This is a genomic window from Vibrio sp. SCSIO 43155 (assembly GCF_023716605.1).
GTDB lineage: Bacteria > Pseudomonadota > Gammaproteobacteria > Enterobacterales > Vibrionaceae > Vibrio > Vibrio harveyi.
This window is the reverse complement of the sequence record NZ_CP071852.1, coordinates 583,864-601,388: the sequence shown is the minus strand read 5'-3', so window position 1 is coordinate 601,388 and position 17,525 is coordinate 583,864. Positions and strand designations below refer to the sequence as shown.

Here is a 17,525-nt window from a genome sequence, read left to right as displayed (position 1 = left end):
CATCTGTAAAATTTTACAAGTCAAAGTTCACGTACAGAATAAAATGCTAAAAAGCGCACTATTTTTAGTGCGCTTTTTGATATTAGATCGGGAGTAGCAGGCTAATACTAATAGCTAAAGCAGTTCAGAGACGACTTCTGCCAATTGATTGAAAGTGTTTGATCGTGACGAACTCGGACGCCAAACCAAACCAATATCGCGATACGCTTGCTGACCAGGAGGGTCGATCACCACTAAGTTCTGGTTGTGTAGCAAACCATGATCAATCGCCATTTGCGGGATAAACGTGGTGCCCAGACCATTCGCCACCATTTGCACCAATGTATGAAGACTGGTCGCGGTGAATGGGTTGATCTTCTCTTTGTCCGTCAACTTACATGCTGAAACCGCGTGCTCAGTAAGGCAGTGCTCTTTCTCTAATAAGAAGACGGATTCATCTGGCAAGTCTGCATAACGGATCGGCACAGGAACGGAATCCGCTTGATTGGCACTGATCACCATGCGGAACGGGTCTTGTCCCACTACTCGGCTTTCCATTCCTTCTATCTCTACAGGCAGAGCCAGAATCAACACGTCCAACTCACCGTGGCGAAGTGCTTGCAGCAAGTTAGTCGTCGTGTCTTCTCTTAATAGAAGGTTTAATTGAGGGAAGCGGTAGTTCACCTCCTGAACAAGGTCGCACAATAAGAACGGAGCAATGGTCGGAATACAGCCTACTTTAAGCTGCCCTTCCATATCATCGCCTTGGCATAGACGCCCCAGTTCAACAAGATCTTGCCCTTTAGCGAGCAGTTCTCGACCATGTTGCACCACCATCTCACCAGCTTGGGTGAAAACTAATGGGCTTTTTTTATCTTTCTTTTCATAAAGCGGGCAACCAATCAACTCTTCAAGGTTTTGGATGCCTTTACTTAAGGTAGATTGACTGACAAAACAACGTTCAGCAGCATCACTAAAATGTCGAGTTTCATGCAGAGTGACCAAATAGTGTAACTGCTTCAAGCTAGGCCATTTATTCATAATTCTATTTGTATCTATTGCTGTTCCAGTGATCGAGATAATAGTTTCGTTATTATCGCTTTTTTCGATGAACTCAATCTATTTATTTCGCTTTTTTCAATACTACAATCTGTACTATAGTTTGTCTCGCACAAACAAGGACCAAACCTAAATAACTGAATGTAGGTTTGGATCAAACCAAATTTTTTAGGAGCAAAAAAATGGTACTAGTAGGTCGTCAAGCCCCTGACTTTACTGCAGCAGCTGTTCTAGGTAACGGCGAAATCGTTGAAAACTTCAACTTTGCAGAATTCACTAAAGGTAAGAAAGCAGTAGTATTCTTCTACCCACTAGATTTCACTTTCGTTTGCCCATCTGAGCTAATCGCATTCGACAACCGTCTAGCTGATTTCCAAGCTAAAGGTGTTGAAGTAATCGGTGTTTCTATCGATTCTCAGTTCTCTCACAACGCATGGCGTAACACTGCTATCGAAGATGGCGGTATCGGTCAAGTTAAATACCCTCTAGTTGCTGACGTTAAACACGAAATCTGTAAAGCGTACGATGTAGAGCACCCAGAAGCAGGCGTTGCTTTCCGTGGTTCTTTCCTAATCGACGAAGAAGGTCTTGTACGTCACCAAGTAGTTAACGATCTACCACTAGGTCGTAACATCGACGAAATGCTACGCATGGTTGATGCACTAAACTTCCACCAGAAGCACGGCGAAGTATGTCCTGCACAATGGGAAGAAGGTAAAGCAGGTATGGACGCATCTCCAAAAGGTGTTGCAGCGTTCCTATCTGAGCACGCAGACGACCTAAGCAAGTAATAGACTACATAGCCCAAGCTCAACGGGCGTGTTGGTTGGATGTATATATAAAGCAAAAAGCTATAGCGGAAAAACCGCAAACGCCAATCAGTCTAAGTAAAGTCATAAAAAAGCCCAGAGTTCACTCTGGGCTTTCTTTTTATCAGCATTTTTGAAAAGCAAAAGAGGCAAGCATCACGCAAAAAGTTTACCTCTATTTCCCTCCGTCTCAGTACAGATTCTCCCCTTTCGTCCTGCTAGTATTTGCTGTAATTACAATAATTCAGGACAACCTAGTGAACACTCAACTTGAAGTCTGTATTGATAACATTGAATCTCTCCACAACGCGATTGCCGGTGGTGCAACCCGCATCGAACTCTGCTCTTCACTTGCTTTGGGTGGCTTAACCCCAAGCTATGGCTTTATGCAGCAAGCCGCTAAACGCTCTACTATTCCGGTTTACGCGATGATTCGCCCTCGCCAAGGCGACTTCTTCTACAGTGAGGAAGAAATCGAAATGATGCGTTGGGATATTGAAGCCGCTAAACAAGCAGGCTTGAATGGTGTCGTACTCGGCGTGCTCACTCAAGACGGCAACATTCATATGCCGTACGCAACTGCGCTGTGTGAATTTGCTCAAGCGCTTGGCTTAGGCGTGACCTTCCATCGTGCCTTTGACCAGTGTCGCGACGCTGAAAAAGCGTTAGAAGAAGTGATCAGCTTAGGTTGTGAACGTATTTTAACCTCCGGTCTTGCGCCTTCGGCACCGCAAGGTATCGATGTGCTTAAAACCTTAGTTGAACAAGCACAAGGACGCATTGCGATCATGGCGGGCGCCGGTGTGAATGCGGACAATGTTGGTCAGATCGTTGAACAAGCCAAAGTCACTGAAGTGCATTTATCTGGCAAGACAACTCGCCCAAGTCACATGACCTTTATTGCCGAGCAAAGCAAAATGGGCGCTGCCGATATAGATGATTTTTCGATTCCAGTCACCAACACCGATGCTATCGCGAACATGGTAACAGCTCTCAATTAAGAGCTTTCAAATCCCGTCTTTAGTTATTGAGTGCTAACATATTGATAACTAAGGACGGGAGGAAACATGGCGAAACTGAAGAAAAAGGAATACGAAGAAGCACTAGAACAACTGCAAATTGAGTTGGTTAAGCTCCAAGAGTGGGTCAAACACAAAGGGCTTAAAGTCGTGGTACTTTTTGAAGGACGTGACGCCGCTGGCAAAGGTGGCACCATCAAACGTATCACTGAAAAACTCAACCCTCGTGTCTGCCGTATCGCAGCCCTTCCCGCCCCAACAGAGAAAGAAAAAACACAATGGTACTTCCAGCGTTATGTGGCACACCTGCCTGCTGCTGGAGAAATCGTACTGTTTGACCGCAGTTGGTACAACCGTGCCGGCGTAGAGAAAGTCATGGGCTTTTGTACCCCAGATCAATATGAAGAGTTTCTCCGTTCTTGCCCGGAGTTTGAACGCATGCTTCAGCGCTCTGGCATCATCTTAATTAAGTACTGGTTTTCGGTCTCCGATGAAGAGCAAGAAAAGCGCTTTCTAGAACGCATCAACACCCCAATTAAACGCTGGAAGTTCAGCCCAATGGATTTGGAATCACGCAATCGCTGGGCAGAATATTCAGAGGCAAAAGATAAGATGTTTGCCTACACAGATACGAAAAACTGTCCTTGGTGGGTAGTCCCTTCTGATGATAAAAAGAAAGCTCGATTGAACTGTATCAGCCATCTGCTTAGTCAAGTCGAATACGAAGAACTTGAGCATCCAGTTATCGAATTGCCAGAGTTGAATAAAGAAGGTTATGTCCGTGCGCCTATCGACGATCAAACCTTCGTTCCTGATAAATATTAGAGATGTATCATGGCGAAAGACCTGTTTCACACCCTTGACCTGAATCTGCTCAAGACCTTTATGGTTTTGATGCAAGAGCGAAACATGCGTAAAGCATCACAGCGCTTGTTTGTCTCTCAGCCAGCGATCAGTCAGGCATTACAAAAGCTACGTAATCACTTCGATGATGAGCTGTTTGTGAAGGTCAAAACTGGTCTTGAACCGACACCGTTCGCCGAATCTCTTGCCAATGATATTACCCCCCATCTCGATGGTTTAGCTGCCGCAGTTAATCGCTCTCATCAGTTTGATCCTGCCGAAGTGGACAACAAAATTCGAATTGCACTGGCACCAATCACAATGACTTGCTTGCCCGGTTTCCTCTTCGAACAAATGAGAGCGTTAGCACCTAATGCTCAACTTGAATTAGTTGGTTGGTCGAACAGCACGGTTGATGAGATCTTGAAAGGTGAAACACTGATGGGAGTAAATTACGAGTTACTTCTGACCAATAAAGAGATCTACACACCGAAGCTACTGGATTTGAAAGGGCGTATTTTTGTCCGTGAAGATCACCCAATCACCAAGACTCATGTTGAGCCACATGATCTTGGCGGATACCCAATTGCTTCTTTGATTTCCCCAGGTTGGAACGACAAGTTCAGTTACGCATCTGAGCTTCTTACCGAAATGGGCATTGAACACAGCATTGGCTTTCGCTCAGAAATGGTCTCTGCAATACTTGATGTCGTCAAACACACCGACATGTATTTACCTCACTCCAATTTACTTCCGGTAGAGCAATTTCCGGGATTAAGAGCCGTTGATGTCACGATTGATGGTCAACCACAAATGAAGTCTATTCACGCTCATATGCATGTGAGAAACCGGAATAACCCACTAGTAAAATGGTTAACAGAGCTTATTCAACAAGGTCTAAAATTACAGGGTGATAAGATTTGATTATCACTGAGATAACGATAGCCATTTAGTCATAAATCATACTTCTCAATAAGATAGCCCTGCTTTTAAGGGAAATGACAAAAAGCGATTGCTTACAGTAAGGATGCTGTCCCTCGTTTACTTATTGAGAGTTCAGACATGACTAAAAAAATTGTAAAGCTTACCGCTGCTTGCACCCTTCTTGCTTCTTTCAGCTCAATTGCAGCTGTTATCCCGGATCGTCCACACCCAGGCATTCCAACCAACCCAATTCAAGGTGTGCCAGAGCAACCTGTTCTACCAGAAGTTGATAACGGTGTTCCTGGAGTGCCAGATCGTCCACATCCAGATCAATCACCAACACCACCAATCGAAGCAGCACCAGAGCACCCAACGCTTCCTGAACCAGACAACGGTATTCCTGAAGTCCCTGAGCGTCCAACACCGCAACTGCCATCAAACCCTATTGAAAATAACCCGACGGATGACCGTCTGAACCACTTAGAAGGCTTAGCCGCAGAATACGACTACCGCTTAAACCAACAAGCAGAACAAATGGACGGTATTCGCGCAAGTCTACACGCAGTCACCAACGCTCGCCCTTATGCAACCAATGGTGAACTGGCAATCGGTGCCGGTGTGGGTTTTTCTGGTAGTAAAGAAGCAGTAGCGATTGGTGGTGCGTACGGTCTAAGTGATCAAGTAAGCCTGTCGGGCACATTCCACTATGAATCATCAGGCAAATATTCTTCATCTGACGTTGCTGGCGGCGTTGGTGTTCAAATTAGCTTTAAGTAAAAACTGCACTCAATAAGTTCATAGCCAAGGAAGGCTTTTATTTAGGTAACTCTATGAAACGCAAATTCTTTCTCGCTGCCCTTATTCTCGCTCCTATTAGTGTCCAAGCTTCAGGTATTTATGTCTCTCCAGAAGTTAAGATTGGCTCATTTCGAGGGGCAGGTATCCAATTGGGGGCGACCGATATTGCGGGCTTTGATGCGCTGTATTTTGATTACTCTCAGATTACTTATAAGAGCGGTAATTATGATGAAACCATTGACGCCTACCGTATTGGCTTTCAACACTTATTTGGTCATCAACCACAGATGGGATTTCAAGCGAGCTTAGGATTAGCGCAGTACGATGGAACATATCGCAATGAACGAAGAGATGCGAACGGATTGAGTATTGGTGGCGCTTACGTATATCAAGTTAACCCAATATTATCAGTTCGAGCAGGTGCGGATTTAGACGTTTTCATGAACGATAAAACACACACCTACACAGACACTGCCATTAACTTTTCTCTAGGCTTTGGTTTGCGCCTCTAAGACTTACTTCAGTACGTCATCGATGCTTTGATCACCTAGATGGCGTACATCTTTTCCTTTCACGAAGTAGATAATGTATTCACAGATATTTTGGCAACGGTCACCCACGCGTTCAATGGCTCGCGCCGACCACATCACTTGCAGAATATGTGGAATGTTTTTCGGGTCTTCCATCATGTAAGTCATCAACTGACGAATCACCGCTTCGTATTCCGCATCCAACTTATCATCAAGCTTGTGTACTTCTGCTGCGGCTTCGACATCCATACGAGCAAACGCATCGAGCACTTGGTGTAACATTTGGATTGCTTGACGACATAAAGGCTCTAACGAGACTTGGAATTGGCGCTCTTTCGATGATGGGCTTTCAATCGCCACATAGGCAATACGTGTTGCAACATCACCAATGCGCTCAAGATCTGTGATGGTCTTAATGATAGCCATGATCAAGCGTAAGTCTTTTGCTGTAGGCTGACGCTTAGCAATGATGCGAGTACAAGCGTCATCAATCGACACTTCCATCGCATTAACTTTGTGATCATCACGCACAACTTTACGCGCCAGTTCGATGTCTTCCTTGTGCAAGGCTTGAATAGCATACGACAACTGCTGTTCTACCAAGCCACCCATGGTAAGTACATGGGTACGAATCGATTCTAGCTCTACGTTAAATTGTCCTGAGATGTGACGTCCAAAGTGCATGGCTTTCCTTTTAATCCTTGAAAGGTCGCGGCTTAACCGTAACGACCGGTGATATAATCTTCGGTTTGTTTCTTCATTGGAGAAGTGAAGATCGAATCCGCATCCGAGTATTCAATCAGCTTACCCATATGAATGAATGCAGTGTGGTCACTGACGCGCGCTGCTTGTTGCATGTTATGGGTAACGATAACCACAGTATATTGAGTCTTGAGCTCGTTGATAAGCTCTTCAATAGTTAAAGTTGAGATTGGATCCAAAGCCGATGTTGGTTCATCCAATAATAGTACTTCTGGCTCAATCGCGACGGCGCGAGCAATCACTAAACGTTGTTGCTGACCGCCAGAAAGTCCAAATGCATTTTCATGTAGACGATCTTTTACTTCATCCCACAATGCCGCAGAACGTAGTGAACGCTCGACCGCATCGTCTAGCATGCGACTGTTCTTCACCCCTTGTAGACGAAGACCGTAAACCACGTTTTCGTAAATTGACTTAGGGAATGGGTTTGGGCGCTGGAATACCATGCCTACTCGGCGGCGCAGCGTGGCAACATCCACACTTGGGTTGTACACATTCTTACCGTGCAAGCGTACTTTCCCCGTCACCTTACAACCTTCGACTAAATCGTTCATGCGGTTGATACAGCGCAGCAATGTAGATTTACCACAACCGGACGGTCCGATGAATGCGGTTACGCGTCCTTTTGGGATGCGCATGGAGATATCATGCAACGCCTGAGCCTGACCATAGAAAAGATTAAGGTTCTCGATCGAGATAGCCGTTTGTTCATCCGTCAGGTTGTGCACATCCAATGGCGGCTCATAACCTAATGTATTATCAAAGTTAAACATGCTTAATCTTGTCCTAAAGTTCGGTATTTCTCTCGCAGATTATTACGAATACTGATTGCTGTTAAGTTTAGTCCGACAATAACCGTCACGAGTAAGAAGGAAGTCGCGTAAACCAACGGACGCGCAGCTTCGATATTCGAGGTCTGGAATCCAACATCGTAAATGTGGAAGCCTAGGTGCATAAACTTTCTATCCAAATGCACGTAAGGGAATTGCCCATCTACCGGTAAGCTAGAAGCTAACTTCACGACCCCCACCAGCATCAATGGTGCTACCTCACCCGCAGCGCGAGCAATCGCAAGAATCAAACCAGTGATTATCGCAGGGGTTGCCATAGGCAAAACCACACGCCAAAGCGTTTCGAACTGCGTTGCACCCAAGGCTAACGAACCATGACGAACTGAACTCGGAATACGGGTTAAACCTTCTTCCGTGGTAACAATCACCACTGGTAGAGTCAAGACCGCTAGCGTCAATGCAGACCACAACAAGCCCGGCGTACCAAAGGTTGGAGCGGGTAATCGCTCGGCATAAAACAGGTTATCGATTGAGGCACCAATGGTGTAGACAAAAAAGCCCAAACCAAATACGCCGTAAACAATAGAAGGAACACCTGCAAGGTTAATCACCGCAATACGGATCACCCGAGTTAGGGCATTGTTCTTAGCGTATTCATGCAAATAAATCGCCGCAACCACACCCAATGGCATCACGATGATCGACATGATGATAACCAAGAAAACTGTACCGAAAATCGCGGGGAAGACACCACCCTCTGAGTTCGATTCACGAGGGTCTTCGGATAAGAACTTCCAAACCTGTTTTCCCCAATGGGCAACCTTTTCAGGCAGTGACATTTGGTTTGGATACCAGTAGTCCAAAATGTCTTCTAATGGAATCGAAACTTGAGTCCCGGTCATGTCTTCGACAATCAGCGCATAATCAGAGAAGCCCAAGCGCAGCCCGTCAAGTTGCATGTCTAGCTTGGCTAACTCTGCTTCAATTTCTGCTTTACGCTGACTGTTGTTTGCTAAAAACTCTTCAGTGATGGTGTCGTTAAGCTCGTGCTTACGTTTATCTAAGCGAAGCTGCTCTAACTGCCATCCCAAGTCTTTTACTTGGTCATCCACCAGCATATCGATTTCATGATGCAAGGTTTCGGCATCATCGAGCTTTTGATCCAAAAGCTTTTGAATGTTGTTTTCGTAGCGCGTGTTACCATCTTGGAAGGCAACAAACTTACCGAAGAAGTAGCCACCGCTACTGCGTTCAATCACTGCCCATTCGCCCGGCGTCGTTGGATCATCCAACTGCATTCTCAACACAGAAATAAAGTCCGCTGGGTACAATTCACGGTTGGCAATTTTGATGTTTAGGCGCGTCGCAAACTCTTCGTCTTCTGCGAGTTTATCTGCCGCTTCTTTTGGCAGGTAACTTCTTGGCACAAAGCTGCGCTCGTATACCTGACCAACCAGAATCGAGTTTTCATGCAACACTTCGCCCTGCACTGGCGTCAGCGCAGCAACATTCCATTGATAAAGTGGCGCCGGCCAGAAGTAAGTTAATCCCTTCCAGCCAATCAATAGCAATAACCCGAGGACAGAAAGCAGACTGATGCTTACCGCTCCCCCAGTTAACCAAATCCAAGGTGCGCCAGAACGAATCCAATTTAACACGCTATTACTCGCTCTTTCGTTAACTGATTACAACGCACGATATTTATCTCTTAGTCTTTGACGAACCCATTCCGCCAAGGCGTTCACCGCAAAGGTGAAGACAAACAAAATTAATGCCGATAGGAACAACAATCGGTAGTGCGAACTGCCTACTTCCGACTCTGGCAATTCAACCGCAATGGTCGCCGACAAGCTACGCAAGCCCTCTAGTACGTTCCAATCCATTAATGGCGTATTACCCGTCGCCATTAATACAATCATGGTTTCGCCCACAGCGCGACCAAGTCCCATCATGATTGCCGAGAAGATCCCCGGACTGGCTGTTAACAGAACCACATAAATCAGGGTTTGCCATGGCGTCGCACCAAGTGCTAATGAACCATCCGATAAGTGTTTCGGCACAGAGAAAATCGCATCTTCGGCAATGGTGAAAATCGTTGGAATAACCGCAAAGCCCATCGCCAAGCCAACCACCAGCGCGTTGCGTTGGTCAAAGCCAATGCCATGGTCAGTCAGGAACAAACGCATGTCCCCGCCAAAGAAGGCTTGTTCAAGCATTGGTGATACCCACACACCCAAACCGATCAACAGCAAAAGCAAAGGCATTAAGACCAAAGCATGCCATCCGTTTGGAAGGCGATTACGTATCGGTTGTGGAATCAGCGCCCATAGACCGCCCATCACCATGGTGCTCAGAGGCAGAACGAACAACATCACCACAACGGTAATCAAATGGTCTTCCACAATCGGGGCGAACCAAAGTCCGGCAAGGAAACCGATGATAACGGTAGGCAAAGCTTCCATTAACTCGATTGATGGCTTCACCACACGGCGCATACGTGGCGACATAAAGTAAGCGGTATAAATTGCGCCCAGTACAGCCAATGGTACCGAGAACAACATCGCGAACATCGCCGCCTTGATGGTGCCAAACGCAATTGGCACTAAGCTGAATTTCGCCTCGAAGTCATCACTGGCTGAGGTGGATTGCCAAACAAATTCTGGCTCTGGATAACCTTCATACCAAACCTTTTGCCATAAGGAGGACAGAGACACTTCTGGATACGGGTTATCAACGAACGCGACATTCAATTCGTCGTTTTGCCATGTGATCAGGTAGCGCTCGTTATTCGACATCCCTGCCATCACTGGCGCTTGTTTGTAGGCACGCTTAAACAGTACCAATTTCTCACTGGTGGTGTAGTGGCTTTGCAACGTACCGTTGGTGTAAAAACTATAGAAACCTTTACGGTGTGAATCGGGAAGTAAATACTTCAGCTCAGACGCCAACTTAAAGTCACGAATGTGAGTCAAAGTTCGCTGGTCGCCCTGCAACGTATCAAACCATTGCGATACACGCCCATCGTTATGCGTAACAAGCAGGGAATACGCCCCAGCCAACAAATCCATCGTTCTCACTGAGTGCTTTTTATCACCCTGAGTCAAATCGATCACTTCACGCACTGAAAACTTGTTGTCACCTTTCACCAAGACAATCAGCTCTGATCCATTTCTCAAGTAAAGGTTATTGCCATCTGGCGTCAGCAACATTTGGTCTGGCGCATCAAAACCTGAAGAGAAGGTGTAATCATGGGTAACAGGTGATGCATCTAACAGTTGAGGAACCTGCCAACGCGCTTTTATTACGCCGCTTTGTGTTTGCCAAACAAGGGTTGGAGCTTGCGTGGAAGTACTAAAAACAAACTTCTTAACTGGATCGGATGCATCTGTCAGTTGCATGTCCATTGAAGTTCGAAACGGCACGACTTCTGGTGGGCGAGTGTTTTCGCGCAGCGTTGCGTTAAATTCTGGCTTGAAGATGTGCGCTTTGCCTTGGTCATCAACCAAACCATACCACCCTAACCCTGGCGCAGACTGAGAAAATGCCACTGGGTTGTTGGCTATCAGCTGAGTGTACAGCGCAGGCTTGCTGGAATCATCGAGAGGAAGAAAACGCACTTCACCGGATTGGGTTAACACCAGACCGATTTGAGAGTAATCATCAACGGAAATTGCGAGTGGCTTCCCGCTTTGGGTAGCACGAGCGGCATAATTGGTTTCGATCTCTGCATCAGAAAACAGAGGAATGATCACCATCGCAAGGTAAACGAAGATCAACACAAGAGCAGCAAGAACGCCTACACCACCGGATGTCACTGCAAATCGAACCAAACGATCTTTGATCAATCGTTTTTTATCTTTTTCCTGCAATGAAAACTCGGCTTGTGCCATTGATCTCTCTACCCTTTTTGACTTAGTACTAGAATATGTCGTTAAGATGACAATTATATTACAGATCACATTAAACAACTGAAAAGAATACAACTCTTATGCAGACCGTGTTATGAAATAAATCTGTAACGTAAACCTCATAATGTTCAGGCTCATCTTTTTTATCCCACAGATGAGTGCGGATTTACTTCATTTTAGGCTAGGTAAGGTTATGAGCGCAGAAAAACTCTATATAGAAAAAGAACTTAGTTGGTTGTCTTTTAACGAGAGAGTATTACAAGAAGCCGCTGATAAAACCGTCCCCCTAATCGAACGTATTCGCTTTCTGGGGATCTTTTCCAATAACTTAGATGAGTTCTACAAGGTTCGCTTTGCAGACGTAAAACGTCGGATCTTGATCAGCCAAGAACGAGGTGGAAGCGATAACTCTAAGCACTTGTTAACTAAGATGCAAACCAAAGCATTGAGGCTGAACGAACAATTTGATGAACTGTACGGTGATTTGATTCGAGAAATGGCGCGACGCCGCATTTTCTTGGTTAATGAAAACCAGTTAGATGACACCCAAAAGCGCTGGATCACCAAATACTTTCGCAAAGAAGTCATGCCACACATCACTCCGCTATTGATTAAAGATGACATCGATGTGTTGCAGTTTCTTAAAGACGAATACGCCTACATTACCGTCGATCTGCGCAAAGACGATCATTCCCAATACGCTTTACTCGAAATCCCAACTGACCACCTACCCCGCTTCGTTATGGTTCCGGAGCAAAAAGGCAAACGTCGCAAGACCATCATTCTGCTCGACAACATCATCCGCTACTGTCTGGATGAGCTGTTTAAAGGCTTCTTCGATTATGACGAACTAAATGGCTACGCGATGAAGATGACCCGCGATGCCGAATACGATTTACGCCTAGAGATCGAATACAGCTTGCTCGAACAAATGTCTGAAGGAGTGAACCAACGCTTAACCGCTATGCCAGTGCGCTTTGTTTATGAGCGTGAAATGCCGCAAGAGATGCTCGATTTCTTGTGCAGCAAACTGCAAATATCTAACTACGACAGTTTGATTCCCGGTGGTCGTTACCACAACTTTAAAGACTTCATTGGCTTCCCAAATGTTGGTCGTGAGTACCTAGAAAACAAACCCATGCCACCGATGAAGTGTGCCGACTTCGAAGGCTACGCCAACAGTTTCGATGCGATCAAAGCCAAAGACATTTTGCTTTACTACCCTTATCACACCTTTGATCACATCTCTGAACTGGTTCGCCAAGCTTCCTTCGATCCTAAAGTGTTGGCGATCAAGATTAACATTTACCGCGTTGCCAAAGATTCGCGCTTGATGAACTCATTGATCGATGCGGTACACAATGGCAAAAGCGTAACCGTGGTGGTGGAGCTGCAAGCCCGATTCGATGAAGAAGCCAATATCGAGTGGTCAAAGGTTCTCACCGATGCAGGCGTGCACGTTATCTTTGGTGCGCCGGGTTTGAAAATTCACTCAAAATTACTCCTGATTAGCCGCCGCGAAGAAGGCGAAATCGTGCGTTACGCGCATATCGGTACAGGTAACTTCCACGAGAAAACCGCTCGCATCTACACCGACTTTGCTCTGCTAACTGCAGATCAAGAAATTACCAATGAAGTTCGTAACGTCTTTGGTTATATCGAGAACCCATATCGCCCGGTAAGGTTTAATCACCTCATTGTTTCGCCACGCAATTCGCGTAAACAACTCTACCGCTTGATTGATGGGGAGATTGCCAACGCAAAAGCTGGCAAGAAAGCAGCACTGACGATAAAAGTGAATAACTTAGTCGACAAAGGCATCGTCAACAAACTTTATGGGGCAAGCAATGCTGGGGTGAAAATTAATATGATCATCCGCGGTATGTGTTCACTCGTTCCGGGTATTGAAGGCGTGAGCGAGAACATTCGCATCATCAGTATTGTTGACCGCTTCCTTGAGCACCCTCGTGTCGTAATAACCCACAATGATGGCGACCCGCAGGTTTATATCTCATCAGCGGACTGGATGACGCGAAATATCGATCACCGTATTGAAGTTGCCGCTCCGGTTCGTGATCCACGTTTGAAACAGCGAATTATTGATATAACTAACATTCACTTTACCGATACAGTAAAGGCTCGTTTGATAGATAAAGAGATGAGCAACAGCTACGTACCGCGAGGTAATCGTAAAAAAGTTCGCTCACAAGTTGCCATCTACGACTATCTTAAAAATATAGAGAAGCAAACAAGAAAACAAAAAGCAGATGCCTCAAATACTTGAACAAGATGTACGCCATATTGCAGCCATTGACCTTGGGTCGAACAGCTTCCATATGGTGGTGGCGAAAGTTGTTGGAAGTGACCTGCAATTAGTCAGCCGCCATAAACAGCGAGTGCGCTTAGCTGCCGGACTCGATTCAGAGCTCAATCTTAGCCATGCTGCAATGGAGCGAGGTCTTGAGTGCCTCGCGATGTTCGCCGAACGCTTGCAAGGCTTTGAAGCTTCAAACGTTAGAATTGCAGCCACTCACACCTTAAGGCGCGCTAACAATGCCCACCTCTTTATAAAACGAGCCAAAGAGGTGCTGCCTTTTCCAATTGAAATCATTCCGGGCGAAGAGGAAGCTCGCCTCATCTACCTCGGCGTAGCGCACACTCAAGCGGAGTCTAACTCCAAACTGGTCGTCGATATCGGTGGCGGCAGTACCGAGATGATCATTGGTCAAGAGTTTGAGCCAGAGCTTCTCAACAGTAAGCAAATGGGCTGTGTGAGTTTTACCGAGCAGTTCTTCAATAATGGCAAACTGTCGCACAAGAACTTCAGCAAAGCGATTCTCGCCGCAGAGCAACGCGTGGAGTCCATTGCTGCAAAATACCGCAAGAAAGGCTGGGATATTGCCCTCGGGTCTTCAGGTACTATTAAAGCGATTCGCGAAGTCTTGATTGGATTGGGTCATGAAGATGGGCTGATCACCAATAAGCGTTTGGGTAAGCTCATCGACACATTGTGCGGATTTGAGTCCATTGATGATATTGAACTAGTTGGTCTGACCGACGAACGTAAGCCAGTCTTTGCCGCTGGTGTAGCCATTTTATCTGCCATCTTCCAATCACTAAAAATCAACCAGATGTTCTTCTCGGATGGTGCATTACGTGAAGGTCTGCTCTACGAGATGGAAGAACGCTTCGCTCGTTCTGATATTCGTATGCGCACCACAGAAAACCTAGCAAAACAGCATCGCGTTGATATCGAACACGCTGCACGCGTAAAAGGTCATGCAAGAGAGATGCTGTGCAATGTTCGTTCTGAACTAGGTATCAAGAAGAAAAGTGAGTTGTTTGATTTATTGGAATGGGCGGCTTTGCTACATGAAGTCGGCTTGAGCATCAGTCTGCGCGGTTTCCATCGTCACTCATTCTACATTCTGCTGCACTCAAACTTGCCCGGCTTTAACCGCGAGCAGCAATTGGTATTGGCGACTTTAGCTCGCTTCCAACGTAAATCCCTCAAGTTGAATGAGTTCCCAGAGTTTAACCTCTACAGAGAGAGTGACATCATCAACTTAATTAAGATTCTGCGTCTAGCGATTGTGGTCAACGGTCAACGCAATGATGACCCGCTACCAGAGCTGACATTATCGATAGAAGAAGATAAGTGGGTACTTACCTGCGTAGAGGAAGATTGGTTGGAGAATAACAAACTGCTCGATGCCGATTTACAGGAAGAACAGCAACGCTGGGAAAGCGCAGGATGGACATTGAACTTCTAACTACGAACTCAATGAGATAAAGAAAAAGGTCGGCTTATAAACCGACCTTTTTTAATTCCTCGGCAGCGAAATCAGCAGTAATCGGAACATAACCGTCTTTCGCGACCAGCGCTTGCCCTTGAGCTGAGAACATAAAGCGAATGAACTCAGCTTCAATTGGGCTTAACGGATAGTCCGGATGTTTATTCACGTATACATAGAGGTAGCGCGATAGTGGGTACTTACCTGAAATGATATTTTCACGCACAGGGCTAACGTAATCTGTGCCTGTTTTCGCAATTGGGACTAAACGAACACCCGCCACGCGATAGCCTACGCCTGAATAACCTACACCACTGATCGTTGATGCCACAGACTGCACCACTGACGCCGATCCCGGTTGCTCGTTCACACGAGTTTTAAAATCACCGCCACACAAGGCATTACTTTTAAAATAACCGTACGTACCCGATACCGAGTTACGACCAAACAGCTGCAAATTACGTTTCGCCCACTCAGCTTTGATGCCTAACTCACGCCAGTTGGTGATGAACTCACTTTCGCCACAGCGTAAAGTCGCGGAAAACATCGCATCCAACTGATGGAAATTAAGCCCTTTGATTGGATTATCTTGGTGCACAAAAATACCAATCGCATCAATCGCAACACGAAGCGCCGTTGGTTTGTAACCATGCACCCGCTCAAATGCTTCGATCTCACGCATACGCATTGAGCGACTCATTGGGCCGAATTGTGCAGTTTGTTCCGTTAACGCCGGTGGCGCAGTCGATGAACCAGACGCCTGAACCTGAGCATTAATATTCGGGTAGATAGATTTAAACTCTTCCACCCAAAGCGTGGTCATGCCCGCTAGCGTATCCGAACCGACTGACAATAAGTTGCCCGCAATACCCGTTGTCTTTTGATAATTCGGCAGCGGTTTATCTTGTGCAACAGCCACGCTAGAAAGCATCAACGTGGCTAGAGTGATCTTCTTAATAGCTTTGGATACAACACTCATTACTTCACCACTAAACGACTTGGTAGGATGAAGGAGAACTTACTGCCGACACCAACTTCACTGTAAATTTCGAGATGAGAGTCATGGTGGCTCAACGCGTGCTTCACGATGGCTAAGCCAAGACCACTGCCGCCGGTATCTCGTGAGCGGGCTTTATCGACGCGATAGAAACGCTCGGTCAATCGGTGTAAGTGTTGTGGTTCAATACCATCACCGCTGTCTTCAACCTCTAGACAAGCGCCTTGTGCGGTTTGATACCAACGAACGTTGATGTGTGCACCAGGTGGGGTGTATTTCACCGCGTTGTACACCAAGTTAGAGATTGCACTACGCAGTTGGTCATCATCGCCGAGCACGCGCAGACTAGAATCCACGTCGAACTTCAACTGATGTTGATCATCACCACTTAGGCTTACCGCTTCCTTTTCTAGCACTTCTAACATGCTAGGGACATTGACCACATCTTCCAACTCATGCATTGGTGCCGCTTCAATCTTAGACAGCGTCAGAAGCTGATTAACCAAGCTGTTCATGCGGTTGAGCTGCTCTGTCATCACCCCATGCGCTTTCGTCCACATTGGACCAACAATCATGTCTGGATCTTCCGTCATCTCAAGGTAGCCTTGCAGTACCGTCATCGGTGTACGAAGCTCATGAGATACGTTAGCGAAGAAGTTACGACGCATACCTTCAAGCTGTTTAAGTTGGCTCACATCACGCACCACCATCAGGTGTTCCCCTTCGGTGTAAGGTACGATACGCAGTTCCAACATTCGCTCGACATTCAATGGTGAGCGCATTTCTAGCGGCTCTGAGAAGTCTTGTTTATTGATGTACTTAATAAAGTCTGGAGTACGGATGAGGTTAGAAATAGGTTGCCCAGAATCTTCCGGCCAGTGGAAACCCAAAAGGTGTTGCGCGAGCTTGTTACACCATACGATGTTACCTTCAGCACGAAACACCACCACCGCATCCGGCAGCGATTCAGCACCATTACGGAAACGGCGAATCAAATTGGTAAGCTCTTTACGCTTACGACGCTGACGTTGTTGCAATCGGTATAAACCGTTGAATAACGATTCCCAGTTGCCACTACCTGACGGTGGCGTAAGACGCTTTTCATCCCACAGCCAAGCCGACAAGCGCACCTGATTATGCAAATGCCATACAAGCTGCAAAGCCGTGGCCGCCAAAAGCAACCACGGCATATAACCGAATATCCAACCTATTATCACCCAAGGGGTGTAAAAAAAAGCCAGCTCCCAGGCCAGCTTTTTCCAAGTCAATCTTTCAACCACTCATTACTCCAGAAATGGTATTGATAAGCTGC

15 protein-coding genes are annotated in these 17,525 nt (G+C 46.2%); 8 read left to right on the top strand and 7 right to left on the bottom strand.

The window, feature by feature from the left end; all coding sequences use genetic code 11:
* Positions 1-114: 114 nt before the first annotated feature.
* Positions 115-1,020, bottom strand: coding sequence for a hydrogen peroxide-inducible genes activator (locus J4N44_RS02770; protein ID WP_005440336.1), 906 nt, complete (start codon positions 1,018-1,020; stop codon positions 115-117).
* 200 nt (positions 1,021-1,220) lie between these two features.
* Between J4N44_RS02770 and J4N44_RS02765 the strand changes: the two genes are divergently transcribed.
* From J4N44_RS02765 to J4N44_RS02740, 6 genes are all read left to right on the top strand, one after another.
* On the top strand, positions 1,221-1,829 hold the full coding sequence (locus J4N44_RS02765; protein ID WP_005445301.1) for a peroxiredoxin C: 609 nt from the start codon (positions 1,221-1,223) through the stop codon (positions 1,827-1,829).
* Positions 1,830-2,104: 275 nt separating this feature from the next.
* Positions 2,105-2,848: a copper homeostasis protein CutC gene (locus J4N44_RS02760; RefSeq protein WP_047514992.1), complete on the top strand. Its 744-nt coding sequence runs from the start codon at positions 2,105-2,107 to the stop codon at positions 2,846-2,848.
* A gap of 66 nt (positions 2,849-2,914) precedes the next feature.
* Entirely contained in the window at positions 2,915-3,691 is a 777-nt protein-coding gene (gene ppk2 / locus J4N44_RS02755; protein WP_005445296.1) for a polyphosphate kinase 2, read from the top strand.
* A 9-nt stretch (positions 3,692-3,700) separates the two neighbouring features.
* Positions 3,701-4,633 (top strand): LysR family transcriptional regulator, encoded by a 933-nt coding sequence (locus J4N44_RS02750; protein WP_050934805.1) that lies wholly within the window; start codon positions 3,701-3,703, stop codon positions 4,631-4,633.
* A gap of 138 nt (positions 4,634-4,771) precedes the next feature.
* Entirely contained in the window at positions 4,772-5,410 is a 639-nt protein-coding gene (locus J4N44_RS02745; RefSeq protein WP_005445292.1) for a YadA C-terminal domain-containing protein, read from the top strand.
* A 53-nt stretch (positions 5,411-5,463) separates the two neighbouring features.
* The gene (locus tag J4N44_RS02740) at positions 5,464-5,943 is read left to right on the top strand and encodes a hypothetical protein (RefSeq protein ID WP_009697662.1); all 480 of its coding nucleotides are present in this window, start codon (positions 5,464-5,466) and stop codon (positions 5,941-5,943) included.
* A 3-nt stretch (positions 5,944-5,946) separates the two neighbouring features.
* Here the strand turns inward: J4N44_RS02740 and phoU are convergent, their stop codons facing one another.
* Genes phoU through J4N44_RS02720 form a run of 4 tightly spaced genes read right to left on the bottom strand, consistent with a single transcriptional unit; the run spans position 5,947 to position 11,404 of the window.
* Positions 5,947-6,645: a phosphate signaling complex protein PhoU gene (gene phoU / locus J4N44_RS02735; RefSeq protein ID WP_005440349.1), complete on the bottom strand. Its 699-nt coding sequence runs from the start codon at positions 6,643-6,645 to the stop codon at positions 5,947-5,949.
* Positions 6,646-6,677: 32 nt separating this feature from the next.
* On the bottom strand, positions 6,678-7,496 hold the full coding sequence (gene pstB, locus J4N44_RS02730; RefSeq protein ID WP_005424834.1) for a phosphate ABC transporter ATP-binding protein PstB: 819 nt from the start codon (positions 7,494-7,496) through the stop codon (positions 6,678-6,680).
* Positions 7,497-7,498: 2 nt separating this feature from the next.
* Positions 7,499-9,172 carry a phosphate ABC transporter permease PstA gene (pstA, locus tag J4N44_RS02725; protein ID WP_252044824.1) on the bottom strand — a complete coding sequence of 558 codons (1,674 nt, stop codon included), beginning with the start codon at positions 9,170-9,172 and terminating at the stop codon, positions 7,499-7,501.
* A gap of 27 nt (positions 9,173-9,199) precedes the next feature.
* On the bottom strand, positions 9,200-11,404 hold the full coding sequence (locus tag J4N44_RS02720) for an ABC transporter permease subunit (protein WP_252044823.1): 2,205 nt from the start codon (positions 11,402-11,404) through the stop codon (positions 9,200-9,202).
* A 211-nt stretch (positions 11,405-11,615) separates the two neighbouring features.
* On the opposite strand from J4N44_RS02720, the gene ppk1 reads away from it, so the two are divergent.
* On the top strand, positions 11,616-13,706 hold the full coding sequence (gene ppk1 / locus J4N44_RS02715; RefSeq protein ID WP_005445285.1) for a polyphosphate kinase 1: 2,091 nt from the start codon (positions 11,616-11,618) through the stop codon (positions 13,704-13,706).
* Entirely contained in the window at positions 13,690-15,195 is a 1,506-nt protein-coding gene (gene ppx, locus J4N44_RS02710; RefSeq protein ID WP_154203186.1) for an exopolyphosphatase, read from the top strand. Before ppk1 ends, ppx begins: the two co-directional genes overlap by 17 nt.
* Positions 15,196-15,229: 34 nt before the next feature.
* Here the strand turns inward: ppx and J4N44_RS02705 are convergent, their stop codons facing one another.
* Together J4N44_RS02705 and phoR are read right to left on the bottom strand one after the other, a co-directional pair.
* A complete protein-coding gene (locus J4N44_RS02705; RefSeq protein WP_005445283.1) occupies positions 15,230-16,195 on the bottom strand; it encodes a PstS family phosphate ABC transporter substrate-binding protein in 966 nt (321 codons plus the stop codon).
* Complete coding sequence (gene phoR, locus J4N44_RS02700; RefSeq protein ID WP_005445279.1) at positions 16,195-17,493, bottom strand: phosphate regulon sensor histidine kinase PhoR; 1,299 nt, start codon at positions 17,491-17,493, stop codon at positions 16,195-16,197. Before phoR ends, J4N44_RS02705 begins: the two co-directional genes overlap by 1 nt.
* Positions 17,494-17,525 lie beyond the last annotated feature (32 nt).

Coding starts and splice junctions, on each gene's coding strand:
- J4N44_RS02770 (WP_005440336.1), bottom strand. CDS start 1,020: ATGAATAAATGGCCTAGCTTGAAGCAGTTACACTATTTGGTCACTCTG.
- J4N44_RS02765 (WP_005445301.1), top strand. CDS start 1,221: ATGGTACTAGTAGGTCGTCAAGCCCCTGACTTTACTGCAGCAGCTGTT.
- ppk2 (WP_005445296.1), top strand. CDS start 2,915: ATGGCGAAACTGAAGAAAAAGGAATACGAAGAAGCACTAGAACAACTG.
- J4N44_RS02750 (WP_050934805.1), top strand. CDS start 3,701: ATGGCGAAAGACCTGTTTCACACCCTTGACCTGAATCTGCTCAAGACC.
- J4N44_RS02745 (WP_005445292.1), top strand. CDS start 4,772: ATGACTAAAAAAATTGTAAAGCTTACCGCTGCTTGCACCCTTCTTGCT.
- J4N44_RS02740 (WP_009697662.1), top strand. CDS start 5,464: ATGAAACGCAAATTCTTTCTCGCTGCCCTTATTCTCGCTCCTATTAGT.
- phoU (WP_005440349.1), bottom strand. CDS start 6,645: ATGCACTTTGGACGTCACATCTCAGGACAATTTAACGTAGAGCTAGAA.
- pstB (WP_005424834.1), bottom strand. CDS start 7,496: ATGTTTAACTTTGATAATACATTAGGTTATGAGCCGCCATTGGATGTG.
- J4N44_RS02720 (WP_252044823.1), bottom strand. CDS start 11,404: ATGGCACAAGCCGAGTTTTCATTGCAGGAAAAAGATAAAAAACGATTG.
- ppk1 (WP_005445285.1), top strand. CDS start 11,616: ATGAGCGCAGAAAAACTCTATATAGAAAAAGAACTTAGTTGGTTGTCT.
- ppx (WP_154203186.1), top strand. CDS start 13,690: ATGCCTCAAATACTTGAACAAGATGTACGCCATATTGCAGCCATTGAC.
- J4N44_RS02705 (WP_005445283.1), bottom strand. CDS start 16,195: ATGAGTGTTGTATCCAAAGCTATTAAGAAGATCACTCTAGCCACGTTG.